Origin of the sequence: Pseudovibrio sp. Ad46 (assembly GCF_001623065.1) — a bacterium.
Classification (GTDB): Bacteria; Pseudomonadota; Alphaproteobacteria; order Rhizobiales; family Stappiaceae; genus Pseudovibrio.
Window position 1 is genome coordinate 149,848 of record NZ_LMCG01000071.1, and the last position, 26,307, is coordinate 176,154.

Below are 26,307 nucleotides of genomic sequence, written 5' to 3' on the forward strand. Positions count from 1 at the left end.
AATAGAAAAACGCAAACAACACCCCATATTACGCGTCGCTTTAAACGACGTGTAACAGGAGAGCTCTCAAGCTCTGCTGTATTCCCAACATCAACAGCCAGAATCTCATTCCCTGTTTTAGTGGTACGTTCGATTTTGACCGAATCGTAACCTGCGATAGCATCGCGTGATCACAGGTGCTCTGCAAGATTAATTGCTTATCTACACCATACTCAAAAAAACGGCGTCCCAAGAGACCAAATGGCACCCCAGGAGCAAATAAAGAATGCCTGATACGAAAGATGCGACACCTTCCTTACCGCAGGAAAGCATGCTGGCACCGGATTTTACCTTAGCCACAGATTCGCAAGGACAATTCACTCTATCAGAACAAACTGGCCAGTCGGTCGTCGTTTATTTTTATCCAAAAGATGACACACCAGGCTGCACAAAAGAAGCAATTGCCTTTACCGAAAATGCGGCTGAGTTTGAAAAACACAATGCTGTTATCATCGGCATTTCGCCCGATACACCACTAAAGCATGACAAGTTTAAGGCGAAACACGGACTTAACGTCACACTTGGGGCAGATATCGAGAAAGAAGTTTGTCAGGCCTACGGGGTCTGGGTGGAAAAAAACATGTACGGAAAGAAGTACATGGGCGTTGAACGCTCCACATTTCTCGTTGATAAAGAAGGCAAGATTGCCAAGATTTGGCGTAAGGTCCGCGTTCCCGGCCACGTCGAAAAGGTCTTGGAAGAATTACAAGGTCTGAGCCAGTAAAGAATGCCAAAACTTCCGGGCAACAATGATGCGGATGCGTTTGCAGGGCAAGCGCATCTCACCCTCCCTAAAAACACCAGCGTAAAGTCTCTTAGAGACGGCGCCCACCAAATCCTCGAAACACCTGATTTGGACCTAAAAGTCGCGCTTGCGTATTACGTTGCAAATCAATGGTTCAATGGAGCTTTGTCCATTTCCCGTGGCACAGGCGAAAGGCCTATGCCGGACCGTCCTGGCCGCCCGGAAAAACCTGAGCTTCTTCCACCGCGAGACATGCCCAAACGCGCAGTTGGAGGGAAAAACGGCAAGATCGCCCTGCTCCATTCTCTGGCACACATCGAACTCAATGCCATCGATCTCACCTGGGATCTGATCGGCCGCTTCACCCATGTGCCCATGCCACGTTCCTACTATGACGACTTTGTCCGCGTTGGGTTGGAAGAGGCAAAACATTTCACACTCATTCAAGAACGCCTTGCAAAGCTTGGGCACGCCTATGGCGATCTGCCAGCACATGACGGTCTTTGGCAAGCAGCCCAGTCAACCGGCAAGGACCTGATAGCACGTTTGGCAATTATTCCACTCGTGCTCGAAGCCAGAGGCCTCGACATCACCCCATCCATGATCGAGAAGGCTAACGCAACTGGCGATGAAGACACTGCCAGCGTGTTGCATGTGATCTATCACGATGAAAAAGGGCATGTTGCCTATGGAGCGAAATGGTTCCGCTTCATGTGTGACAGGCACCGTGTACGCCCTGAGCCACGTTTTCAACAGCTCGTAAAACAGCATTTTAAAGGACCACTGAAGCCCCCGTTTAATGACAGAGCAAGATCTGAAGCAGGTCTCACTCCGGGCTTCTATCGACCGCTCATCAAATTGACCCAATGATACACTGCACTTAGACTTTATTAACCATAACTAACTTTAATTGAATTTAACAAATCATTTCCAGTAGGCAAACTGAGCAAGTGGTCATCCAATGAAGCTTTCCAGGTGCAGTGAGTTTTCCAACAATTACAACCAATTGAAATTGGATGGCCCAATGTGGCTTTCGCGCATCACATCTGAGCTGCGCGTAATACCTCCGATGGCTTATTGGATTTCCGGTCTTGCAGCAACGGCAGTCGTCTCCGCAGTTTTGGCAAGCAGCTTTCAACAGTCTCTCAGCGAGATGCGGCTTAATTCAACATTATCCAGAGAATTGGCGCTCCGTGAAAACTATGAAAGCGAAATTCGGGATCTCAAATTTCAGCTCGGCGAGATGCGCGGACGGTTGGATCAAGACACATCAGGTCTAAATGCTCCCGCTCGCAAGCAGCAAGCGCAGCTATTGCGGCAGTTTCAGGAGATCGAAGCCCTGGTTACGCTGGCGGAGCAATCAAACCTTGTCCTCTCCGCCATCCCGCCCTCTCCAAAGCGCAAACCTCTTCAAAGAGATGTCAGCGCGACCAATACCAACAAACTATCGTTTGCATCACAAAAAAGCGGTGCTCCACTCGATATTCTGAAAACACTGTCGGGCAAGCAGTCCACCGCCCCACAGCCAGCTGCCCCTCGCAAAGACTTCTATGCAAAGCAAGCGCAAGGGCAACTCTTGCTCACTGCTTACACACAAGCGGCTATAGACGACATTAAACGTGCAAACACGCTGCTTAAGAAAGCCGGCGTTGCACAGCCTGTCTTTGTCACCCCAAGTTCATCTGCTGGCGGCATCTATCAGGACATTGGGTCTGCGGACTTGGACAGCAGTATGATTGCAGCGCGCCGGATCATTGAACAACGCATTGAATTAAATACCAAAGTGGATGCCTTGCCATTTGGCCGCCCACTCTCCAGCTTCAATATCTCCAGTGCGTACGGAGCCCGAACAGACCCGTTCCTCGGCAAACCTGCGATCCACACTGGTCTGGATTTCAAAGCACCTCGCGGAACCTCAGTCAAAGCAACCGGCACCGGCATTGTTTCACTCTCACGATACAACGGCGGCTATGGCCTTTCCGTGGAAATCGTACACGACAACGGCCTCGTTACCCGCTACGCCCACATGCACAAGCTACTCGTCAGCGAAGGTCAACGCATCAACATGGGCGATGTCATCGGGACTGTAGGCAATACAGGCCGCTCAACAGGCCCTCACCTCCACTACGAGGTGCGCCTCAACGGCAAGCCATTCAACCCAATGCGCTTCATCCGCACCGGCGACAGGCTAGCAGCGATTTTCAAGCCCAAAAAACAAACCAAAATCGCACTCAATCTGCCGTAATGCTCTAAAGCAACTCCTTTAATGTCGCTTCACTTGCAATACACATGAGCTAACATAGGTTAGGTCCATACTTAGCCTATTTCTTCAACCGTTACCTTGAGTGTATTTTTCATGAGATTTAAGTTTGCACTTTACCTTGCCCCTCTCCTAATACTCGCATTACCAAACAATAGTGACGCCCGCGCAATGGTCACAACCTTTTCTAAAGCTTCTCTAAAAGACCTAAAACCTCTAATAGAAGATGGAGTGCTAAAAGCAGAAGATGTGGGGTTCATCAAAGTTCATACGACCTACTCCCTACAACTTTTTCGCATCGAGGATACAGAAAGATGCGATGGTTACTTATGCGAAGGCATTCTGGTCGCTCCGCATGGAAAAGGTAATTTCTATATCAATCTTCCGGTTTCAAACCAGATACTCAAAAGCGATCATCTGCAAGAGAACGCAAGTATCTCTGGTATAATAGACACCATATATCTGATCAGCGAAGATGGCTGCTATAAAACAACGGTTAGCTACGCACCTCGACAACCACTTAAAGTTAGGCAAAACCTTCCAGACAAACATTGCTTGCAACACAAAAAGCCCCGAAACTAAGTTCCGGGGCTTTTCTAATTCACTAGAGAAGATAAGGCTTAATCCAGATCTTCAACCGCAGCAGGCGCGTTGCCGAATGCACGGTGAGCCAGTGTTGCTTCCATGAACTTATCCAGATCACCATCCAGAACGTCAGAAGGCGCAGTGCTTTCCACGCCTGTACGCAGATCCTTCACAAGCTGGTACGGCTGCAGAACATAAGAGCGGATCTGATGCCCCCAACCGATATCGGTCTTGGAAGCAGCATCCTTGCTCGCCTGATCTTCACGGCGCTGCAACTCAGCCTCATAAAGACGTGCACGAAGCATGTCCCACGCAGTTGCGCGGTTTTTATGCTGTGAACGCTCACTCTGACACTGCACCACAATACCTGTTGGATTGTGCGTAATACGAACAGCAGAGTCTGTCGTGTTCACGTGCTGACCACCAGCACCAGAGGCACGATAGGTATCAATGCGGCAATCGCTTTCGTTGATCTCGATATTGATGCTGTCATCAATAACCGGATAAACCCAGACGGACGCAAAGGACGTATGGCGACGAGCATTGGAGTCATATGGAGAGATGCGAACAAGGCGGTGAACACCTGCTTCGGTCTTCATCCAGCCGTAAGCATTCTCACCCTTAACAAGCAAAGTTGCAGACTTGATGCCCGCTTCTTCGCCGTCATTGTATTCCATCAGCTCGACCTTATAGCCGTGCTGTTCACCCCAACGGCGATACATGCGCAAAAGCATGCTGGCCCAATCCTGACTTTCAGTACCGCCCGCACCGGAATTGATCTCGATATACGTATCATTTCCGTCGGCTTCACCAGAAAGCAAGGACTGCAACTGCAGCTTATTGACCTGTTCCAGCATAGCTTTCAAAGCAGCTTCAGCCTCGTCAACAACGGACTGATCCTCTTCCATCTCGCCCATCTCAATCAGTTCCTGATTGTCAACGAGATCCTGCTCAAGCTTGCGAACACCGCCAATGCTGTCATCCAGCTGCTGACGTTCACGCATCAGTTTTTGCGCATTCGTCGGGTCATTCCAAAGATTTGGATCTTCAGAAAGCGCATTGAGTTCATCTAGACGGACAAGTGCAGTGTCCCAGTCAAAGATGCCTCCTCAGCAGGCTTATGGCCTGCTTGATTTCGTCGACGATGGCCTCCATTTCGGCGCGCATCGGATACCTCACTTTTTTGAAAAACAACTGTGCAGTCAATAACACTGCGTCGGGTGCGAACATAATCGCAGCAAACGATTTCCGCAATCAGCCAGACCACAGAAACTGTGGGCTGGTCATGCAGTTAGCAAGACCAGCCCATGAAGTTTTTAGTAAAGTCCGCCTGTACCGGACATAACGGCGCGCCCGGCTTCCGGAGACAGATCCTGGCGGATACCAATCTCATCCTGGAAGCCAATGACAGAGTAACTGTCTGGTGGCGATGTGCCTGGCTTGAAGGATTCCAGAATTGTACCCGGAGCCCCGGCACCGGCCCGCAGACCAGTACGGCGGTTGATAGATACCAGACGCAATCCGTTTGGAACACGGAACTCCAATGGAGACGCATCCTTCAGAGCATCCTTCATGAAGGCCGTGAAGATTGGCGCAGCAACCTGACCGCCAGTCGCACCGCGGCCCATCTTGCGCGGAGTATCATATCCAACAAACACACCCACTGTCAGTTCTGGTGTAAAGCCAACGAACCATGCATCACGCTCATCATTGGTGGTACCAGTTTTACCAGCAACAGGACGGCCAACAGCTTTAACACTCGTCGCCGTACCGCGCTTGACCACACCTTCCATCATGGAGGTGATCTGGTAGGCGGTCATAGGATCAAGCACCTGCTCACGAGTATCAATAAGCTCAGGTTCTCCCTGATTGCTCCAATACTCTTCGGAGCAGTCTGTGCAAACAAGCTGATCGTTCTGATAGATAGTCTCACCATAACGGTTCTGGATACGGTCAATCAGAGTAGGCTGCACTCGGCGCCCGCCATTGGCCATCATGGAATAGGCCGCTGTCATGCGCATCACGGTGGTTTCGCCTGCACCAAGAGACATGGAGAGCACCGGCATCATATTGTCATCAATGCCAAAACTGCGTGCATATTCAGCAACCAGATCCATGCCCATGTCCTGAGCAAGACGAACAGTCATCACGTTACGGGACAGTTCAATACCCGTACGCAGAGTAGACGGACCATAGAACTTGCCACCATAGTTCTGTGGCTTCCAGGGGTCCTGCCCCGGTCCTTGCTCAATCTCAACAGGCGCATCGAGCACCACTGAAGACGGCGTATAGCCATTATCCAGCGCAGCCGCATAGACGAACGGTTTGAACACAGAGCCCGGCTGACGCCAAGCCTGCGTCGCGCGGTTAAACTGGCTTTCGGCGTAGCTGAAACCACCAACCAGCGCCACAACGCGGCCAGTATTCGGGTCCATAGCAACAATGGCGCCTGAAACCTCAGGCACCTGCCGCAGCACATACTTGCCACTCGCCTGACGCTGAACGTAAATGACATCACCCGGGCTTAATACTTCCTGCACATTGCGAGGAGCACGCCCATTGACGCGAGCCCATTTCATATCACTCAGAGAGAGATCTGCACGGACACGCTCAGTAGAAAGCTTCCGGTTTGCCATGCGCTTTGGACGAAGACCTACAACGGCTTTCTGATTACTCACAGACAGAACCACCGCACTCGTCCACTCAGGAACATCGTTCAGCGTCTGAACTTTGGCAAGCGCCGCGCCCCAGTCGCTGGAGGTGATTTCAATCGTGCTGATCGGACCGCGCCATTTCCCGCGCTTATGGTCAAAGTCAACCAGGCCGTCACGCAGTGCCTTACGCGCCTTCAGCTGCATGTCAGGATCAAGGGATGTACGAACGGACAGACCGTCCTCATAAAGCTTCTCTTCACCGTACTGACCGGCCAACTGGCGTCGCACAGCCTCAGAGAAGTACTCAGAGCCTTTCACGAGGTTACCGGTTGGACGCAGCTTAACATCAAGAGGCTTAGCCTTCGCTTCAATACCTTCCTGAACTGTCACGTAACCGTTCTCAACCATACGGTCGATAACCCAGTTCCGGCGCTCAATCGCACGGTCTCTGTAGCGGTATGGGTGATAGTTGGACGGGCCTTTAGGAACCGCAGCGAGATATGCAATCTCTTCAAGCTCAAGCTCGTGAACAGATTTATCAAAAAGGATCAGGGAAGCAGCGCCAACACCGTATGCGCCAACACCGAGATAAATCTCATTCAGATAAAGCTCAAGGATCTCTTCTTTCGTAAACGCTTGCTCGATACGCAAAGCAAGAAGCGCTTCTTTGATCTTGCGCTCATACTTCTGCTCACCGGTCAAAAGGAAGTTCTTTGCAACCTGCTGCGTAATCGTGGACGCACCAACAAGGCGGCGACCAGACCCACTGTTACGAACGTTGGTGATCACCGCACGGCCAATGCCCCACGGATCGATCCCGATGTGTTCATAAAAGTTCTTATCTTCAGCAGACAAGAAAGCTTGCTTCACACGGTCCGGAATAGCTTGAATCGGAATAAACAAACGCCGTTCACGCGCGAACTCATACATAAGATGACCATCAGCAGCATGCACACGTGTCATGACTGGCGGCTCATAATCCTTCAGCGCGGTGTAGTCCGGCAGATCCTTGGTTATGTCATTGAGATAAATCCACAATCCGGCGGCTGCAATCAGCCCCAGAACAACTGAAATCCCAAAGAGATATCCAATGAACTTTAAAAATAATCTCATATTCGGGCTCGTTTGCTTTCCCGCTAAGAATGTTCGTGTCGTGAAGCCAGCATTCCAGAGCCAGTTTCAAACGCCGTTCCTGATGCATTTCCCGTTAAGGGTCAAGAGGTCTCGCCCTGAATGAATGCAGCAGAATCGAATCCAGACTTCACTGTTACAGTTTGGCACCCAATCGCTTTTCATTATGGCAAAGCTGAGGCAGGAACTTAGTCTTTATCCCACTGCAGCAGCGACATATACGCACCCGAAAAACAATCACACCAAACAGCTATTGCTGCGCAATTCTAGCCCGAAAGAAACCGTTCGTCGCTTGAACAATCGCATCCGACACGCGTTCCCGCCACTCATCAGAACCTAACATTTTCTCATCCAGATTATTGGAAAGAAATCCAAGTTCAATCAAAACAGACGGAACATCGTGGCTTTTCAGCACTTGAAACCCCGCAGAACGAAGAGGATTTTTAATAACTGTTGTGGCGCTTTTAAGTTCTTCAACCACCAACCGTGCAAAATGAATGGAAAAATTCTTGGTCTCACGGCGGGTGAGTTCAACCAAAATATCCGTAACCTCTTCAGGTTCATCAGAAAAATCGACCCCGCCAATCACATCCGAATAGTTTTCACGGCGCGCCAGCGCAGCCGCCATCCGGTCAGACGCTCGCTCTGAAAGAGTGTAGATTGAGGCCCCACGCGTCGTCTCTGCCCCATTTGTGATCGAATCCGCATGAATGGAGATGAACAGATCAGCCCCTTTCCCACGCGCCAGCTTGGTCCGGTTCCCCAAAGAGATGAATTTATCATCATCACGGGTTAGATAGACCTGATAGTAGCCAAGTTTATCCAGTTTCTCTTTCAAAAACCGGCCAAAATTCAGAACGATCGCCTTTTCAAGCGTGCCATTACTGCCAACTGCACCAGAATCAACACCGCCGTGTCCCGGATCGATAATGATCACGGGCAGATCGTTTTCAGTCGCTGCAGCTGGCTCTTGAGTGTCTTGCTTTGGAACAGACGCCGTCGCCCCTACTGGCTGCGCATGAGAGGTGGCCTGACCAACCGCAGCTTCAAACTCATCAGGAGAAGATTCGGTCAGATCAATAACCAGCCGTGTTGGTTGATCTTGTACGCCAGGCAGCAAAAAGGTTTTATCCAGAGCGACTGGAGAATTGAGATCAAGAACTACCCTGGAACGCCCTTTGGAGATGGAGCCATACCGCCAGGACCGAACCAGCCCCCGCCCTTTTGGCACGAAATCTCTTGGAAACTGGAAGGTGACAGACGGCAGATCAATCACCAACCGATAAGGGTGAGACAAGAATGAAAGGTTATATCCAACCTCACCATCCATATCCAGAATGAAGCGCGTCCGTGCCAGATCTCCGGCAACACGTGCATCAGAAACGACCGAAACCGCGTTTTGCGCCGATACAGCATTACTCATGGCAACAGTTGCAATGAGAGAAAACGCGACACAATAAAAGCTGAGAGCACAGAACCTGAATGCATGACTGATGCGGCTCACCTTTTCACTCCCCTATAGAAACACTGGCAATTTAGTTTAAATCAAGTTGAACGATTAAAACACGATTAAGCGAAAGTCACCCCGCCAAACCTATCATTAAGCATTGATTAACAACTGCAGCTTTCGTAGCAAGACATCGCCAGATCGATTTTCCCAAGCTTGCCAAGCGTCTCGAGGGATCGTAAAAGGTTTACTAGGACTTCGATTTGGAATTGTTCCGTAAAGTTGTGAGCCATATTTTTTGAAGCTGATATCCTGAGATTTTCGCAGTTTTCAAACTGATCGAAATGTTTCAAAAAGCCCATATGAGCCATTTGTGCCGTTTCCGGTTTGTTGATGAGGATACGGTATAAACCAACTGGAAGAGCAGTCTGCTCGAGAGCCAAGACAGAGTTTTGCCGTGACATTTTCGGTCATGGCGGGTTGTGAACAGATTTTCTGTCGCTTTGGATAAGTGCTTTATCCCCGAATTTTCGGAGAGATACGGCAGCTAGGCGCAGGAACAGACGTTTACAGATTGGAAGCCTGAAGAAGCGCTTCCATTTCAAGCATACCGCCTTATGGCGGTCAAAAGAGATCATTAAGGGCGAACGGTTTGTCAAAGCTACGCGCAAATACAAATGAACATGAGTTAAGAAGCAGTGCGCCGACGTGTCAGTCGGTCCCTTCTTGCCGTGGTCATGCGCGCCGCCGTCTCTCCTTTTCTACTAGCAACTTACATAACAAGTTGACCGACCTGACGATGTACAAATCTCAGCGCCACTCGCGCCGTCTTCAGTGTTTGGTCCTAAGGAACTCACTTCATGGCAAACAAGATGCTGATAGATGCGACCCACCCGGAGGAGACCCGGGTTACGGTCGTGCGCGGGAATCGGGTTGAGGAATTTGACTTTGAAGCCGCAAACAGAAAGCAGCTTCGCGGAAATATCTACCTAGCTAAAGTCACGCGAGTAGAGCCATCACTTCAGGCCGCTTTTGTTGAATATGGTGGCAACAGACACGGGTTCCTCGCCTTCAGCGAAATCCATCCGGATTATTATCAGCTCCCGAAAGAAGATCGGGAGGCCCTTGAAGCTCAGCTTGCAGCCGAAGCAGCTGCAAACCAGCGTGAACGTGCCCGCAGAGAAAAAGAAGAAGCAAAGCGTGAAGCCGAAATTCAGAAGGTTGCTGCAGCGAAAGCCGCAGAAGCCTCTGAAGATGTTGTTGCTGAGCTGATCGAAGCTGAAACCAGTGCTCTGGAAGCAGAACACGAGGCCGAAGCTCTTGCCAGCATGGATGCTCCTTTCCAGGATGACAGCATCGAGGATATCGAGGCGGAAGCTGCGGAAGAAGACGAAGCTGGCAATTCTACAGCGCAAAAAGCAAGCGCTCGTGATGCAATGGCTGCCAAGCCTTCTTCAAAAGAGCCTGTAGCTGAGGCTGATACTGCTGAAGACACAGAAGCTTCCGACAAAGCCGCATCAGAAGACGCGACTGAGGAAACTGCAGAAGAGACATCTGAAGCTGAAGAGCAGGATGATAACGAAGAGGGAGCGGAAGGAGAAGTTACCGCACGCCCTCGCCGTCTGCGCGACAACTATAAGATTCAAGAAGTCATCAAACGCCGCCAGCTGCTGCTGGTACAGGTCGTGAAGGAAGAGCGCGGAAATAAAGGCGCTGCTCTGACAACATACTTGTCCCTCGCTGGCCGTTACTCTGTTCTGATGCCAAACACCGACCGTGGCGGCGGGATTTCCCGCAAGATCACGAAGCCAACAGACCGCAAGCGCTTGAAGCAGGTTGCTGGTGATCTGGATGTGCCGAACGGCATGGGCGTTATCCTGCGTACAGCAGGCGCAAGCAGAACCAAAGCAGAAATCAAGCGTGACTTCGAGTACCTCCTGCGTCTTTGGGAAAATGTCCGCGAACTGACCCTTGATTCAGCAGCCCCTACCCTCGTTTACGAGGAAGGCAGCCTGATCAAGCGCTCTATTCGCGACCTGTACAACAAAGACATTGATCAGGTTATGGTCTCTGGCGAAGAAGGCTACCGTGAAGCGAAAGACTTCATGCGCATGCTGATGCCAAGCCATTCCAAGAATGTTCAGCCTTATCGCGATGCAACGCCAATCTTCACCCGTTTCGGTGTAGAAGCCCAGCTCGACGCAATGTTCTCACCACAGGTGACGCTGAAGTCCGGTGGCTACATTGTCATCAACCAGACAGAAGCTCTTGTTGCGATCGATGTGAACTCCGGGAAAGCAACCCGCGAACAGAACATTGAAGACACAGCTCAGGCAACCAACCTGGAAGCCGCAGAAGAAATTGCACGTCAACTTCGCCTGCGCGACCTCGCCGGTCTTGTGGTTATCGATTTCATTGATATGGAAGAGAACCGCAACAACCGCGCTGTTGAACGTCGCCTGAAAGAATGCCTGAAGTCTGACCGCGCCCGCATTCAGGTTGGCCGCATCTCACATTTCGGCTTGCTCGAAATGTCACGTCAGCGCATCCGCACCGGCGTACTCGAAAGCTCATCAGTTGTTTGCCCGCACTGCCATGGTTCTGGCATCGTGCGCTCAGTAGAATCTGTTGCTCTGCACATCCTCCGCTCCCTGGAAGATCAGCTGCTGCGTGGCTCTACTCACAACTTGAACCTGAGCACGCCAAATGAAGTGGCGATGTACATTCTCAACCAGAAGCGCCATCACTTGATGGATCTGGAGCGTCGCTTCGGTCTGGAAATCTCTATTCTCGGAGACGACACCGTCACCGAACAGCACTTCACTTTGGAGCGCGGCGAGCTTGCAACACCAAGCGAGCGTACGCAGCCTCTGCCAGCTACAGTTCAGCCGGACACCATCTTCCCCGTTGAGGAGGAAGAAGAAGAAGACATCGTTGAAGAAGCTGTAGAGGAAGAGAAGCAAGAAGCAGCTGATGAGGACGGCAATGATCGTCGTCGTCGCCGTCGTCGTCGTCGTCGTCGCACTGGCAACGAGAAAGACGAAGCTGAGCAGCAGGAGACAACATCTGCGAGCGCTGAAGAGCCGTCCGCTGAAGAAGACGCATCCTCTGAAGAAAAGTCAGCTGACGCGGACTCTACTGAGCTAACAGACGAAGAAGAAGATCGCCGCCGCAAGCGTCGCCGTGGTCGCCGTGGTGGCCGCCGCTCTCGTCGCAGAAGCGCATCTGATGAAAACGGCGAGAACGGTGAAAGCTCCGAGGAAGCAGAAGGCTCAAAAGAAAGTTCTGCGGACAGCGTTGAAGAGATCATCGCAGAAGCAAAATCTGAGACCGCAGATGAGGCAGTAGCTGTAGAAGACACTGCTACTCCTGCAGAGCCGGTAACAGAGGCTGTAGCTGAAGAAGAGCCGAAGAAAGAAACCCGCAAGCCTCGCCGTCGTCGCAGAGTAAAACCTGCACCTGAGGAAACAGCTGAAAAGGAAGCTTCTACAGAAGTAACCGAAGCCCCTGCCCCTCAGGCAGAAGAAACTTCAGACGTCGCGGTGAAAGAAGCTCCAGCAGAAGTGGCAGTACAAGCAGAGCAACCTGCGGAAGCTCCGGCAGAACCAGTGAGCAAGCCTGCAGAACCGATTGCTGAGCAGCCTAAAGAAGAAAAGCCTGCGGAAGTCGCTAAGGTTGAAGTGAAGGAAGAAGCTCCGGCTGTCGAGGCCCCTAAAGCTGCAGAAGCAGAAGTTGAGGCCGAAGCACCAGCGAAACCGAAAGCGCCAACCAAACCGGTTGTGACATCGCATAAGGTTGTTGAAGGGGAAACCGTTGCCGTTGAAGGCGATGATGACTCGCCGCGCCGCACAGGCTGGTGGCAGCGCCGCTCTTTCTTCTAAGAAGAAACAAGTTCAAAAAAAGCCCGCTCAACTGAGCGGGCTTTTTTATTGCCTGTTACTTGAGCCAGTTTTCCAACCGCTCCACCGCAAGCTTGATATCAGGCCCCTTCCCCGCAAAGGAAAAGCGCATGTATTGTTTCCCGCGCGTCAGATCGAAATCTACGCCGGGTGTTGCCGCAATGTGTGTCTCTGCCAACATCTTCTGACAGAACTCCATAGAATCGTTGGTGAGCTTTGAAACACCCGCATACACATAGAACGCGCCGTCAACCGGCAGCACATCAAAACCAAGCTGAGGAAGATGATCAAGCAGCACCTGCCTGTTGGCAGCATACCCAGCCTTGATCTTCTCATAATCCTCCGTCGCATCAAAAGCAGCAGCTGCAGTCACCTGCGCCAGCTCTGGGGGCGAAATGTAAAGGCTCTGCGCAATCCGCTCAATCGGACGTACAAGCACTTCAGGCAACACCATCCAGCCAATACGCCAACCTGTCATGCAATAGTATTTGGAAAAGCTATTGACGATGATCGCTTTGTCCGTAAAACGGAGCGCCGTCTCCTCCTCCATATCATAGGCAAGCCCGTGGTAAATCTCATCGGAGATGAACCACAAATCCATAGCCTCGCAAGCCTCAACCAATGCCTTGAGAGCATCAGGAGACATCATGGTCCCGGTTGGATTCGCCGGGCTGGCCACAAGCACGCCCTTTAGCGGCTTCTCCTTATGCACTGCCTCAAGAATCTCAGGGGTAAGCGACCAGCGCGTTTCCGGGCCGACCTCAATCTCCACACACTCCAGCCCTAACACCTCAATAATATTGCGGTAGGCCGGATAGCCCGGAGATGTAATTGCAATGCGGTCCCCTCTGTCAAACCCGGCAAGAAACGCAAGGTTAAAACCGGCAGAAGAACCCGTAGTTGCAAAGATGCGAGATTCTGGAACCTCTAATCCGAAGGTTTGCTTATAGTAGCGAGCAATGCTCTTCTTCAGCAACGGAATGCCCTGTGCTTCCGTGTATCCCAATCGGCCAGAAGACAGATGGTCATGTGCAACCTTCAAAACCGTGTCAGGAACAGGCGCTCCCGGCTGCCCCACTTCCATGTGCAGCACATGTTCTCCGCTTTGCTCAAGGCGGTTGGCAGCATTCAGCACTTCCATAGCTTGAAAAGGCAGGACTTCACTACGTTTTGATCCCATTAATACTGACAAATGCATTCCCTCTTATTTCTTCTTCTCAGAGCCTGTGCTTTAATTTTTCGGGCTACCTAGCAATTTTGCCTAATAACTGCCTATCTTGGGTGGTTAAGGCTTATTTGAAAGTCTATGTAGTACTTTAAGTGCGAACCGCTCTGCGCCTGCCAAGCCAATTAAGGGGACTTGACGTGCAATTTAAGAACAATGCATTGAAACGTGTGATTGAACCAGTCAAATCACAAGCAACAAAGTTTGCGCGCAAAATTCTTATAACAGCAACCGCACTTTCACTGGTTGTACCTAATGTGGCAATCACCACAGCTCAAGCTCAACAAAAGAAGGGGCTCCCCCTCGTTCGCGATGCAGAAACTGAAGATCTGCTGCGCGAATACGCCAAACCGATATTCCGGGCAGCTGGACTTCCTGCCAATCAGGTTGAGATCATTTTGGTCAACGACAAGAGCTTTAACGCCTTCGTTCCAGACAGCCGCAGGATGTTTATCAACCTCGGCGTCATTATGGATGCCAAAACGCCAAGCGAAGTGATCGGCGTGATCGCACACGAGACCGGCCATATTGCAGGCAACCATCTGGTTCGCATGCGCCAGGCAGCGTCAAACGCACAGATCATGTCTGTTATCGGCATGATCCTGGGTGCAGGCGCTATGGCAGCAGGTGCAACCACGGGCAACAGCTCTATAGCCCGCGGTGGTGCAGCAGCCGTCTCCGGCGGCGGAGCGCTCGCCCAACGAAGTTTCTTGTCCTATCGCAGATCTGAAGAATCGTCAGCTGACCAGGCAGCCCTGCGCTACCTCGATCGCATCGGCGTTTCTGCCAAGGGCATGCTCACAACATTTGAACGCATGGCGGATCAGGCCTTGTTCTCAGCTCAGTATGTAGATCCATACGCGCTCAGCCACCCCATGCCGCGCGCCCGTTTCAACGCCCTTCAAAACAGGGCTCAAAAGGCGAAGCACTTTAACAAGAAAGACCCTGAGCGCCTTCAGCTGAAGCATGACATGGTCAAAGCCAAACTACTTGCATTCACCAGTCACAGAAACTCAGTTTATCGTGCCTATCCGGAAAGAGACAAAAGCCTCCCTGCGCAGTATGCCCGTGCTATTGCCAGCATGAGGTCCGACAAAGCGTCAAAAGCTGTTAGAAAAATTGACGCCTTGATCTCAAAAGCGCCGGAATATCCGTATTTTTATGAAATCAAAGGACAGGCGCTGCTCGAAGGCGGCAAGCCGAAAGCCGCAATTGCGCCATTCCGTAAGGCGCTGGCGCTTTATCCTGGCAATCCGCATTTTGAAATCTGGCTGGGCTTCGCAATGGTCGCATCCGATGACAAGCGATACCTGAAAGAAGCAAAGAGCATTTTGACCAGAGCTCTGCGAAAAGACAGATATTCCATGAACGGTTATGCGCAGCTTGCAATCGCGAATGCCCGTCTGGGCGATATCGCTGGAGCAGATCTGGCAACCGCTCAAAGCCATATGACCCGCGGCGATGTTCGCAGCGCACAGCGCTACGCAAAACGCGCTCAGAAAAAATTGAAAGTCGGCTCACCCGCCTGGCAACAAGCTGACGATATACTGTCAGTCAAAGTGCCTCAGCTCAGACGCCGCTAACAAATCAGACTGATAAAAATCAAGCACCCGAACAGGGTTACAGGAGACGTCATGAACAAACTCATTCGCAGAGCTGCGATCACATGTGCAGCAACGTTCGCCCTGCTGCCAGCAACTTTTTCTGCACAAGCAGAAACAGTGAACCGCGCTGAAGTCGAAACAATCATCGAGGAATACCTTGTCGCAAATCCGGAAATCGTGCTGGAAGCGCTTCAGGAACTTGATAAGCGCCGCCTCGCAGAAGAAGAAAGCGCACGCAAAGGTGCTATCTCCAGCCTCTCTGATGAGATCTACAACAGTGACTACCAGATTGTCCTCGGCAACCCGGATGGCGACGTAACGCTCGTAGAGCTGTTTGATTACAACTGCGGTTACTGTAAGCGCGCACTGTCTGACCTTGTTCGCCTCGTTGATGAGGACAAGAACCTCCGCGTTGTCTTGAAAGAGTTCCCTGTTCTAGGCAAAGCCTCTCAGGAAGCCGCACGCGTTGCGATCGCAGTTGCAGAAGTTGCACCTGATAAATACGAGGATTTCCACCTCGCACTTTTGGGTCAGCCTGGCCGCGCAAACCTCGCCAGCAGCCTGAAAGTTGCAAAGGACCTTGGGATCTCTGATGCAGATCTTGAAAAATCAATGAAGTCCAGCCGCGCAGCTGAAACCTTCCAGGAAGTATTCACGATTGCTGAACAGCTCGGCATCACCGGAACCCCTTCCTATATTTTGGGTGAAGAAGTGATTGTTGGAGCCGTCGGCTACGACACTTTGAAGGAAAAAATTGCAGCTGAACGCGAGTAGATTGATCCCAATCGCGCATATCAACGCATTTTCGCAGCTTTATCCTTAAGAACTCAACTCAGAGCGGACAAAGGTCTTTTCCTTGGTCCGCTCTGACCATATAAGAGGGCCAGTTATGTTTATTTGCCTGGCTACACTTTACCAATACGTCAAGTAAACCTAGCTTATTACACAGAGTTTTTGAGAACAGATTGGTTGCGTAGGCGCAACTACATTTGTGTACTTCTGAGTAAATCAAAGCGTTATGTGCCTTTCTGCGCTAATAAACATGATATTGCCTTATGCGCAGCCTAGGCACTCCGGATGCATACTTTTTAAAAGACAGCATCTCGCAAATAGAGAATTAATGGCTATCTAAGCAGTTAATAACCAACTGCTTGCGTAGTTCATTCAGTCAGAAAATCCATAGTTTGCTCTGAGCAATTGGATTTTCACAGATTATTAAAGGCCATCCTTGCTGCACAATCGCTTTGGGGGCCAAACCGAAGGCTCCTGGCATTAGTCAGGGCATTTCGAACTGGACGATGAAAACGATGACGAAAGAAACTAAGTTTGATCAGGAAATGATCCGCCAGCTTGCAAATGTGCTGGACGAAACCAACCTGACCGAAATCGAAGTGGAACAAAAAGATCTCCGCGTTCGTGTCGCTCGTCAGCTGACAGTGGGTGCAGTGGCACCAGTAGCAGCACCTGCTCCTGTAGCTGCTCCAGCACCGGCACCAGCAGCACCTGTAGAGATTGCAGTTTCTGCAGATGCAGCAAACCATCCGGGCGCAGTTACTTCTCCTATGGTTGGCACAGCATATCTGGCAGCAGAGCCAGGTGCGTCAGCCTTTATTGAAGTAGGTAAGTCCATCAAGAAGGGTGAAACTATTCTGATCATTGAAGCTATGAAGACCATGAATCAGATCCCTTCACCAAAGTCAGGCACTGTGACTGCAATTCTGGTTGAAGATGGTCAGCCAGTTGAATTCGGCGAACCACTTATCATCATCGAATAACAGGCGAAGTCTCTATGTTCTCAAAGATCCTCATCGCAAACCGCGGCGAGATCGCACTCCGCATCCTTCGGGCATGTAAAGAGCTTGGCATTCGCACTGTAGCGGTCCACTCTACTGCCGACGAAGACGCAATGCATGTGCGCCTTGCTGACGAAAGTGTTTGTATTGGTCCGCCGGTAGCGCGCGACAGCTACCTCAACATCCCGCAGATTCTGGCAGCCTGTGAAATCACTGGCGCCGACGCTGTGCATCCCGGTTATGGTTTCCTTTCCGAAAATGCACGCTTTGCGGAGATTCTTGAGGCGCACGGCATCACCTTTATCGGCCCTACCTCAGAGCACATCCGTGTGATGGGCGATAAGATTCAGGCGAAAACCACGGCAAAAGAACTGGGCATTCCAGTTGTGCCTGGTTCTGATGGTGGCATCACTCCTGAAGACGACGTCCATGCAATCGCTAAGGAAATCGGTTATCCGGTTCTCGTAAAAGCAGCAGCAGGCGGCGGTGGCCGCGGCATGAAAGTCGCCCTGACAGCTGAAGATCTGGATACTGCGATCTCAACCGCACGTTCCGAATCCAAAGCAGCCTTTGGCGATGATGCTCTGTACATGGAAAAGTACCTCGGCAAACCACGCCACATTGAGGTGCAGGTACTGGGCGACGGTCAGGGCAACGCAATCCACCTCGGTGAGCGCGACTGTTCTTTGCAGCGTCGCCACCAGAAGGTATTCGAAGAATGTCCATCCCCTGCGCTCAATGAAGAGCAACGGATGGAAATCGGCGAAGTTTGTGCAGACGCTATGCGTAAGCTCAAGTATCGCGGTGCGGGTACAATCGAATTCCTCTATGAAAACGGTGAGTTCTACTTCATTGAAATGAACACCCGTTTGCAGGTGGAGCACCCTGTAACCGAGATGGTAACTGGCATTGATCTTGTGATCGAACAGATCCGCATCGCTGGTGGCTCTACTCTGTCAATCAATCAGGAAGAAGTTCGCTTCTCTGGTCATGCGATTGAGTGCCGTATCAATGCAGAGCATCCTCTGACCTTCGCACCATCTCCGGGCACAATCACCTATTACCACCCACCAGGTGGCTTGGGCGTGCGCGTAGATTCCGGCGTTTATCAGGGCTACAAAATTCCCCCACATTATGACAGCCTGATCGGTAAGCTGATCGTTCATGGCCGGACCCGTGTGGAATGTATGATGCGCCTGCGTCGTGCTCTGAGCGAGTTTGTGGTTGATGGCATCAACACAACTGTTCCGCTCTTCACAGAGCTTCTGGACAATCAGGATATCGCCAACGGCGCCTATGATATCCATTGGCTTGAGAAGTTCCTGGAAGCGCACATCGCAGCACAGAACTCCGAAGAAAACTGAGGAGATTTAGGGAGGTCAAAAGCAGGCCAGCATGGAATTTAAGATTACCCCACAAATTCTGCTTAAAGCATACGCTTGTGGCATCTTTCCAATGGCTGAGACTGCTGACTCTCCTGATCTTTTCTGGATTGATCCCGAGCGGCGAGGTATCTTGCCGCTCGATTCATTTCACATCCCCAAACGGCTCGCCAGAACCGTCCGCTCCGACAAGTTTGTCGTTCGAGCCTCCCGTGATTTCAAAGCAGTAATCTCTCACTGCGCGACAACCACCTCAGAGCGCAAAGAGACATGGATCAACACTGAGATCCGCAAGCTCTACACTGCACTTTTTGCCATGGGGTATTGCCACACAATCGAGGTCTATAACGCCGCTGACGAGCTCGTTGGCGGCCTTTACGGTGTATCACTAGGCGGTGCCTTCTTTGGGGAGAGCATGTTCTCACTGGAGCGGGATGCCTCCAAGGTTGCCCTTGTGCATCTGTATGGCCGTCTGCTCTATGGAGGCTACAGGTTACTGGACGCTCAGTTCGTGACAGAACATCTGGAACAGTTCGGGGCGACAGAAGTTCCCAAAGAGCAGTATGGCAAGTTGCTGGAAAATGCGCTGATGGTACTCGGAGATTTTCACGCTCTACCGCAGGAAAGCTCTGGCAAATTAGTGCTGCAGATCATCGAGGATATGCGCCCTGCTCCACCTAAAACCAAAAACGGCCTCATCTGAGAGGCCGCATCATTTACCGCAGTGTTGCAACAACCTTCGGTCGTGGCACCGGAATTTCCCCTGAAGAAACAAAGTCTTTCCCAGCTAGATCATCCTCTTCGGAAACAAGATCAACAGCAGGACCAGCGTATCCTTCTGGTGGCGGTACAGAAGTCGTTTTCTTACAGTTGATCAGCCAGATGTCATAGACGCTGTGCTCAACAGCGTGCACACCAGGGTTACTTGCGAACATCCAGCCACTGAAAATCCGGCGAACTTTACTGTCAAGCGTAAGCTCGTCAACCTCAATAAACGCAGTGGTTTGAGAGGCTTCTGTCCGAGGCCGGGAATTACAAACGCGCGGCGTTACCTGAAGTGCGCCAAACTGAACTGTCTCATCAATATAGACATCAAACGTGGTAATGCGGCCGGTGATTTTATCCAGCCCTTTGAACACTGCAACCGGGTTTTTAATTGGTGTCTGAGCTTGTGCAGGCAATGCCAATGCTGCCCCACCGATCAACGCAGCAAGTGCGCAGGATGCAGCGCGCCCAAGATATTTACGCATTGTAAAACCCATAAAACTTTCCAGCAGCTAGTGATTCAAACGCCCAAGCTGTAAAGGGCTTAGCACTGGAATGCTACGGGGAAAAGGCCAGAACGAGGCAAACACGCGGCAATCGCTGAGGAATCTCAGCTAACCCACAGGCGTTGCGCGAAAGCCACGATAACCCACCGGCAAATTTTACTTAAATAACAAGGCGTGGATTGTCCAAATGGTCTTGAGTGGCTGGTTTCATAGAGCAGGAAGCAGCCAACAACCGAGACCTCAATGCAAGCAGAGCAATCGCACTCGATAACCCAGCAACAACAGCCACACCGGGCCTCCAGTGTACTATGCGTTGGTTTGCGTTATTTGTGCGTTACACGCGTTTTTGCTGCGTTTTTTTGCGTTCTTTTGTTCCTGGCACTCTCGAGCCAGGCTCCCGCCCAGTCCCTCTACCAGAAGTACATCAAACAGCAGCAAAAGGAGATCCTGAAAGCTCCCTCAGAAAAGCCAGAGATGCCATCTGACGAAAACGGCATGCCGGAGACACTACGCATGCCGGCAATGCCTTTGATGGAGTTTCGCGCAAAAGACATCATCGGCATGTTCCCTCTCGCACCTGCCGACACCAGCTCTCCAAGAGCAACGCTGGACAGCTTCCTCGATATCATGGAGGAAACAAACCACCTCATTCAGGAAGCTTACGAAGAAAACACAGGCATGGGTGCGTTCTCCATGGAAACGCTCGGTATGAGTAAAAATCATGAGCACATCCAGAACCAGATCCATCTCGCCGAGATTCTTCTGGAGCGTGCCAGAGGCTGCTTTGATCTTTCCGGCCTCCCGAGCGCAACACGCCAGCAAACGTCACTGGAACTGGTCCTGCAGCTCAAAGAGATTCTGGACCGCATCCCACTTCCCCCCTTCCCGGATATCCCCGGAACAGCAGCAGGCACCTACGACTTCAATCAGGCCGATTTGGAGAGCTCCTGGACGATCCCATTCACCCAAATCGTCATCACCAGGATGACTGAGGGGCCGCAGCAAGGAGACTATGTCTTCTCAGCAGAAACAGTGGACCGGATCCCGGAGTTTTATGAGGAAGTCAAAGCACTCCCGTCCCGCTCCTCCATTCCGCAAGACCTTTACCACTTCTTCGCCAGCAGTCCCGGGCACCTGCTTCCGCCAGCCTGGTTCTCGTTGATTGAAAGCCAACCTCCATGGCTACTGGAGCTGTATTATGGACAGGCCGTCTGGCAATGGTTCGCGCTGATCCTGATCACTGCAATTGCGGCAGTCATTCTTTTCTTCTTCGTCACCACCATGCGGCGCTTACCAGATCGCAAGAAGCCGGTTCGGCGGCAAGTACTCAGCATCATCACCTCCGGCGTCATTGTCGGCTCTCTCATTTTCCTGCGTTATCTGGCTGATTATCAAATCAACATCGGTGGCCCGGTTCTGCAAGTCTATGACCTGACCATCGAAACGCTCGTCTGGATTGGCGGCGCAGTCATCATATACAAGGTCCTCCGCCTCATGAGCGAGCTGGTGTTGCTCAAGAACCGCGGCGTTGCCTCCATCGACCGCAGCATCATCCGCACAGCAACGCAGTTCTTCGCCATCCTGTGCGCTCTCATTTTGCTCACGTACGGCGCGACCCGCCTGAACATCCCGCTCTACGGCATCATCGCAGGTATCAGTGTTGGCGGCCTCGCCATCGCCCTGGCCGCTCAACCCACGCTCGAAAACCTTCTCGGCGGCCTGATTCTCTATGCAGACGGCATTGTCCGTGTCGGAGATTATTGCGAGTTCAACAAGGTCCGCGGTCACGTAACATCCATCGGCATGCGCTCAACCCGCATCAGAACAACGGACAGAACGCTGGTCACCATCCCCAACGCCGACCTTGCCAAGATGAACTTCATGAACTTCACACTGAAGGACCATTTCCGCGTCGTTCTCAGATTTGCATTGAAGTACGACACCAGCGCCGAGCAACTGGAAAAGCTCATCTCCAAGATCAAACGGATGCTGGCCAAACATCCGCTGTCTCAACCCGATGCAGCAAAAGTGAGGCTGGAGAACATTGATGAAAACGGCATTGTGATCCAGATCGAAGACAGTGTTCAGGCAGCAACCCGGGATGAGTATCTCGCTATTCAGGAGAGCATCATCATCCGCACCCTGAAACTCATTTCAGATCAGAACATCGAAGTCGCCCACCCCTTCGTCACCAATTACGGTGAAAACAGCAGCCTCCAACCGCCCGAAACTCCAGTTGCCCCGGCTGTGAAACCTAAGCAAGAACCCAGCCCAAAAGCTGAGGACAAACCCAAAACTAAAGCCCGGAAAACAAAGAAAAAGAAGGCTTGAACAAAAAACGCGGCCCAGAAGAGCCGCGTTTTGCAAAATTCAAAAGATGAACAAGCCTTAGCCCAAAGCTGCGAGGCGCTCCAAAGCGGCATCCATCTTTTCCTTGCGCTCAGCAAGTTCAGCCACTTTTTCTTTCTCAGCAGCAACGACATCTTCCGGAGCTTTTGCAAGGAAGCGCCCGTTTTCAAGCTTCTTGGAGATCTTGGTGAGTTCACCAACGATCTTGTCCAAAGACTTGCCAAGACGTGCCTTTTCCGCATCCAGATCAATGACACCAGCAAGCAGCAGGCAAACGGTCGCTTCGCCAACAACAATCTGAGCAGAGCCCTGTGGGATCTCATCAGCAGTGGTGACCGTTTCAGCACGCGCGTTCTTCATGATCGCCGCTTCGTGGATTTCCAGACGGGCTTTGGTCTGCTCAGAAGCACCACACAGAACAACAGGAACCTTCGCTCCAGCTGGAACGTTCATTTCAGAACGAACAGAGCGGATCTGGACAATCATGTCGATCAGCCAGTTGATCTCAGCAGCAGCCTCGCCATCTTCACCAATGGAGGTCGGCCAGGCAGAAAGCGCCAGAAGCTTCTCGCGCTTGTTCTCGCCATCTTCAACCGTACGCATCCAAAGCTCTTCCGTGATGAACGGCATGAACGGGTGCAGAAGCTTCAGGATCTCATCACGAGCCCAGGCTGTTGTGGCACGAACTTCTTCCTTGGCCGCTTCATCATCGCTGTAGAAGATCGGCTTGGTCAGCTCAACATACCAGTCACAGAATGTATTCCAGACAAAGCGGTATGCACCACCAGCCGCATCGTTGAAGCGGTATGTATCAATCGCCTCAGAAACTTCGCGAATAGCGCGGCTGGTTTCAGTCACGATCCAGCGGTTCACGGTCTGCTTAACAAGCGCAGGGTCAAAGCCATCTACAGCATGACACTCATTCATTTCCGCAAAGCGGCAAACGTTCCAGAGCTTGGTGGTAAAGTTGCGATAACCAGCAACGCGAGACGTCGCCAGCTTGATATCGCGGCCCTGTGCAGCCATGGCTGCCAGAGTGAAGCGCAGAGCATCCGCACTGTACTCTTCGATCAGCGCCAGCGGATCAATCACATTGCCCTTGGACTTGGACATCTTCGCGCCCTTCTCGTCACGGACGAGCGCGTGAATGTAAACCGTGTCGAATGGCTCGGTCTTCATATAGTGCTTGCCCATCATCATCATGCGGGCAACCCAGAAGAAGATGATGTCGAAGCCGGTAACAAGAACAGACGTCGGGTAGTAGCGTGCAAGCTCAGCGGTTTTATCCGGCCAACCCATAGTCGAGAACGGCCACAACGCAGAAGAGAACCAGGTATCCAGAACGTCTTCATCGCGGTACATGGCAACAAAGTCAGCCTCGCCTGCATCATGTGCAGCTATAGCGTCGTTCTGCTCCATCAGCTTTACAGGCTTACCATAGAACTCCGCAGCCGCAGCCAGTGCTTCTTCTTCGCTCTTTTCAACGAAGAACTTGCCTTCCGGGCCATACCACGCAGGAATACGGTGTCCCCACCACAACTGACGGGAAATACACCACGGCTGGATGTTTTCCATCCACTCGTAATAGGTCTTGTCCCAGTTGGCAGGAACAAACTTGGTGCGACCTTCACGGACGGATGCAATAGCAGGCTGTGCCATGGTTTTGGCATCAACATACCACTGGTCAGTCAGCATAGGCTCAATCGGAACGCCGCCACGGTCGCCATGTGGAACCATGTTGACGTGATCAACAACCTCATCCAGCAGACCGCGCTCTTCCAGCATGGAAACGATCAGCTTGCGTGCCGCAAAGCGCTCAACACCTTCAAGTGTTTCCAGTGTTTTGCTCAGCTCATCGGTCAGTTCCAGACCATCCATAAAGCCTTCTGCTTCACGCAGAACAATGTTGGCTTCACGGTCCATGATGGAAATCTGACGCAGAGAATGACGCTTACCAATGTCAAAGTCATTGAAATCATGCGCAGGCGTAACCTTCATCGCGCCTGTGCCGGTTTCAAGATCAACATAGTCATCAGCAAGGATTGGAATACGGCGGCCAACCAGCGGCAGGATAATGTCTTTGCCCTGCAGCTCTTTAAAGCGCTCATCATCCGGATGAACGATAACAGCCGTATCACCCAGCATGGTTTCCGGGCGAGTGGTCGCAATCACGATGTAATCACGCGTCTCAAACTCGGTCGCCTTGCCGTCTTCATCAAACGCAACAGGGTGCTGGTACGTCACACCATCCGCCAGCGGATAGCGGAAATGCCACATGTTGCCCTGCATTTCCTTCTGCTCAACTTCCAGATCGGAAATCGCAGTCAAAAGTTTAGGATCCCAGTTCACAAGGCGCTTGTCCTTGTAAATCAGGTCCTCTTTGTAAAGAGAAACAAACACTTCCAGAACAGCCTTGGAAAGGCCTTCGTCCATGGTGAAACGCTCACGGGACCAGTCACAAGACGCACCAAGGCGCTTAAGCTGGTTAAAGATCATCCCGCCGGACTCACCTTTCCATTTCCACACACGTTCAATAAACGCTTCACGGCCAAGGTCACGACGCGTGACATTGCCGCCGTCAGCAGCCATCTGGCGCTCAACGACCATTTGTGTCGCAATACCTGCGTGGTCCATACCCGGCTGCCACAAAACGTCGCGACCGCGCATACGCTGGTAACGAACCATAATGTCCTGCAAAGTGTTGTTGAGAGCATGGCCCATATGCAGAGAGCCTGTCACATTCGGCGGCGGAATCACGATTGAGTAGGTCGCAGCTCCATCTTCTGCGCCCGCACCTGCCTTAAAGGCCCCTGCCTGTTCCCAAGCGTCGTAAATCCGCGGCTCAACAGAGGCCGCCTCATATGTTTTATCCAGCATACCTAAAAGCTCTTCCACTTATGGAGTTTGTCTGGTGTAAATCGGATGCACTCGCCTAAGTCAACCTTTCATGCAGTTACAGAGCATATTTGAGCGACAAATACCCAAACAGCCCACACCACAGATCAGTTTTGACACGGTTTTCTTAGAAAGAGTAGCAGAGAGCGGATGTGTGAAGGGGAGAGCTTCTCCCCTCACATCCAGAGGATTATTTGCGTGAGATGCGATCGATCTCTTGGCGCACAAGCCGCTCCACCACGCTTGGCAGATGCTGGTCGAGCCAGCCTTTCAGCATTGGGCGCAGCATCTCAGCCACAAGGTCTTCCAGTGTACGGGCGTTCTTGGACAGCACCGTGTTGGCAAGACCGTTAAAGGCGCTGGACACAACTTCGTCCGTCGCGCTTGAGATAAGTGTTTCCGCCGGACTTTTTGCAGCTGAAGGCTCAAGAATGTCATCTTGCCCCATGCTGCCCAGCCCAAACGCTTCAGGACCCGGCTGATCAAGAAAAGCGATGTCTCCATCCTCTTCCTTGTCTTCATCAGCAAGACCTTCGATAATTTTCAATGAGGAGGATTGCTCGTCGATCTGCTCTTTTTGCGTCAGCTCCAGAACGTCTGGTTCCGCATCCTTCACCACTTCTGGCTCAGGAGTTGGAGCAGGCTCCATTTCCGCTGGCGCATCATCAAAGAGTTTATCTAGATCGTCCTGTGATAATTCGCGACCCGCGTCCGCGTCACTCAATGCAGCATCTGTCATCTGTTCTGCGCCACTTGCTTCGTCATCCGAAATAATCTTGCGGATCGAGCTCAGGATATCCTCCATGGAAGGCTCGTTACCCTGTGAGACAGCTCCCATGTATGTGCTCCACTTCTAATCGCGTCTAATCCGCCGGCTTTCCGACTCAGTTCATTAATAAATACTTACTTAAATATAAGAGAAAAGCGGTCCCGCCTGACACCCGCATATTCTGCAAAATGCCAATTCCCACAAGGAAAACGAGCAATTTTGAAAATGCGGCAACAAAAAAGGGAGCCCGTGAGGCTCC

The 26,307-nt window shown here is 51.6% G+C and carries 18 protein-coding genes; 11 read left to right on the plus strand and 7 right to left on the minus strand.

Translation table 11 applies throughout. From position 1 onward, the window contains the following. Window positions 1-265 precede the first annotated feature (265 nt). From bcp to PsAD46_RS19220, 4 genes are all read left to right on the plus strand, one after another. Window positions 266-763, plus strand: coding sequence for a thioredoxin-dependent thiol peroxidase (bcp, locus tag PsAD46_RS19205; protein WP_057461800.1), 498 nt, complete (start codon window positions 266-268; stop codon window positions 761-763). A 3-nt stretch (window positions 764-766) separates the two neighbouring features. After that, window positions 767-1,654, plus strand: a complete 888-nt coding sequence (locus tag PsAD46_RS19210; protein WP_063307623.1) for a ferritin-like domain-containing protein — start codon at window positions 767-769, stop codon at window positions 1,652-1,654. A 154-nt stretch (window positions 1,655-1,808) separates the two neighbouring features. Then, complete coding sequence (locus tag PsAD46_RS19215; RefSeq protein WP_063307673.1) at window positions 1,809-3,029, plus strand: M23 family metallopeptidase; 1,221 nt, start codon at window positions 1,809-1,811, stop codon at window positions 3,027-3,029. 111 nt (window positions 3,030-3,140) lie between these two features. After that, window positions 3,141-3,626 carry a hypothetical protein gene (locus tag PsAD46_RS19220; RefSeq protein WP_063307624.1) on the plus strand — a complete coding sequence of 162 codons (486 nt, stop codon included), beginning with the start codon at window positions 3,141-3,143 and terminating at the stop codon, window positions 3,624-3,626. Between the two features lie 38 nt (window positions 3,627-3,664). Here PsAD46_RS19220 and prfB read toward each other — a convergent pair. From prfB to PsAD46_RS19235, 3 genes are all read right to left on the minus strand, one after another. Further along, a protein-coding gene (gene prfB, locus PsAD46_RS19225; protein WP_153040788.1) for a peptide chain release factor 2 occupies window positions 3,665-4,796 on the minus strand; the annotation gives its coding sequence in 2 pieces (ribosomal slippage) (window positions 3,665-4,726 and window positions 4,728-4,796; 1,131 coding nt in all). Window positions 4,797-4,945: 149 nt separating this feature from the next. Beyond that, the gene (locus PsAD46_RS19230) at window positions 4,946-7,396 is read right to left on the minus strand and encodes a penicillin-binding protein 1A (protein WP_063307625.1); all 2,451 of its coding nucleotides are present in this window, start codon (window positions 7,394-7,396) and stop codon (window positions 4,946-4,948) included. Between the two features lie 268 nt (window positions 7,397-7,664). Next, window positions 7,665-8,918, minus strand: a complete 1,254-nt coding sequence (locus PsAD46_RS19235) for an N-acetylmuramoyl-L-alanine amidase (protein ID WP_063292432.1) — start codon at window positions 8,916-8,918, stop codon at window positions 7,665-7,667. Between the two features lie 803 nt (window positions 8,919-9,721). Between PsAD46_RS19235 and PsAD46_RS19245 the strand changes: the two genes are divergently transcribed. After that, on the plus strand, window positions 9,722-12,742 hold the full coding sequence (locus tag PsAD46_RS19245; protein ID WP_063307626.1) for a ribonuclease E/G: 3,021 nt from the start codon (window positions 9,722-9,724) through the stop codon (window positions 12,740-12,742). Window positions 12,743-12,797: 55 nt separating this feature from the next. Here the strand turns inward: PsAD46_RS19245 and PsAD46_RS19250 are convergent, their stop codons facing one another. Further along, a complete protein-coding gene (locus PsAD46_RS19250; RefSeq protein ID WP_063307627.1) occupies window positions 12,798-13,940 on the minus strand; it encodes an aminotransferase class I/II-fold pyridoxal phosphate-dependent enzyme in 1,143 nt (380 codons plus the stop codon). Window positions 13,941-14,125: 185 nt separating this feature from the next. On the opposite strand from PsAD46_RS19250, the gene PsAD46_RS19255 reads away from it, so the two are divergent. From PsAD46_RS19255 to aat, 5 genes are all read left to right on the plus strand, one after another. Then, the gene (locus PsAD46_RS19255; protein ID WP_057464437.1) at window positions 14,126-15,568 is read left to right on the plus strand and encodes a M48 family metalloprotease; all 1,443 of its coding nucleotides are present in this window, start codon (window positions 14,126-14,128) and stop codon (window positions 15,566-15,568) included. Between the two features lie 51 nt (window positions 15,569-15,619). Further along, window positions 15,620-16,363 carry a DsbA family protein gene (locus PsAD46_RS19260; RefSeq protein ID WP_063307628.1) on the plus strand — a complete coding sequence of 248 codons (744 nt, stop codon included), beginning with the start codon at window positions 15,620-15,622 and terminating at the stop codon, window positions 16,361-16,363. 524 nt (window positions 16,364-16,887) lie between these two features. Next, window positions 16,888-17,364 (plus strand): acetyl-CoA carboxylase biotin carboxyl carrier protein, encoded by a 477-nt coding sequence (gene accB, locus PsAD46_RS19265; RefSeq protein WP_063307629.1) that lies wholly within the window; start codon window positions 16,888-16,890, stop codon window positions 17,362-17,364. A gap of 14 nt (window positions 17,365-17,378) precedes the next feature. Beyond that, window positions 17,379-18,746, plus strand: coding sequence for an acetyl-CoA carboxylase biotin carboxylase subunit (accC, locus tag PsAD46_RS19270; protein ID WP_063289054.1), 1,368 nt, complete (start codon window positions 17,379-17,381; stop codon window positions 18,744-18,746). Window positions 18,747-18,777: 31 nt separating this feature from the next. Further along, a complete protein-coding gene (aat, locus tag PsAD46_RS19275) occupies window positions 18,778-19,467 on the plus strand; it encodes a leucyl/phenylalanyl-tRNA--protein transferase (RefSeq protein WP_063292427.1) in 690 nt (229 codons plus the stop codon). 13 nt (window positions 19,468-19,480) lie between these two features. Here aat and PsAD46_RS19280 read toward each other — a convergent pair whose 3' ends face one another. Continuing rightward, window positions 19,481-20,014 (minus strand): DUF2155 domain-containing protein, encoded by a 534-nt coding sequence (locus PsAD46_RS19280; RefSeq protein ID WP_208981933.1) that lies wholly within the window; start codon window positions 20,012-20,014, stop codon window positions 19,481-19,483. A gap of 390 nt (window positions 20,015-20,404) precedes the next feature. Here PsAD46_RS19280 and PsAD46_RS19285 point away from each other — a divergent pair, with 390 nt between their 5' ends. After that, entirely contained in the window at window positions 20,405-22,366 is a 1,962-nt protein-coding gene (locus PsAD46_RS19285) for a mechanosensitive ion channel family protein (RefSeq protein ID WP_063292525.1), read from the plus strand. A gap of 57 nt (window positions 22,367-22,423) precedes the next feature. Here PsAD46_RS19285 and PsAD46_RS19290 read toward each other — a convergent pair whose 3' ends face one another. Together PsAD46_RS19290 and PsAD46_RS19295 are read right to left on the minus strand one after the other, a co-directional pair. Beyond that, entirely contained in the window at window positions 22,424-25,261 is a 2,838-nt protein-coding gene (locus PsAD46_RS19290) for a valine--tRNA ligase (protein WP_063307630.1), read from the minus strand. Between the two features lie 208 nt (window positions 25,262-25,469). Then, entirely contained in the window at window positions 25,470-26,117 is a 648-nt protein-coding gene (locus PsAD46_RS19295; RefSeq protein ID WP_063292424.1) for a DUF2497 domain-containing protein, read from the minus strand. Window positions 26,118-26,307: the final 190 nt, after the last annotated feature.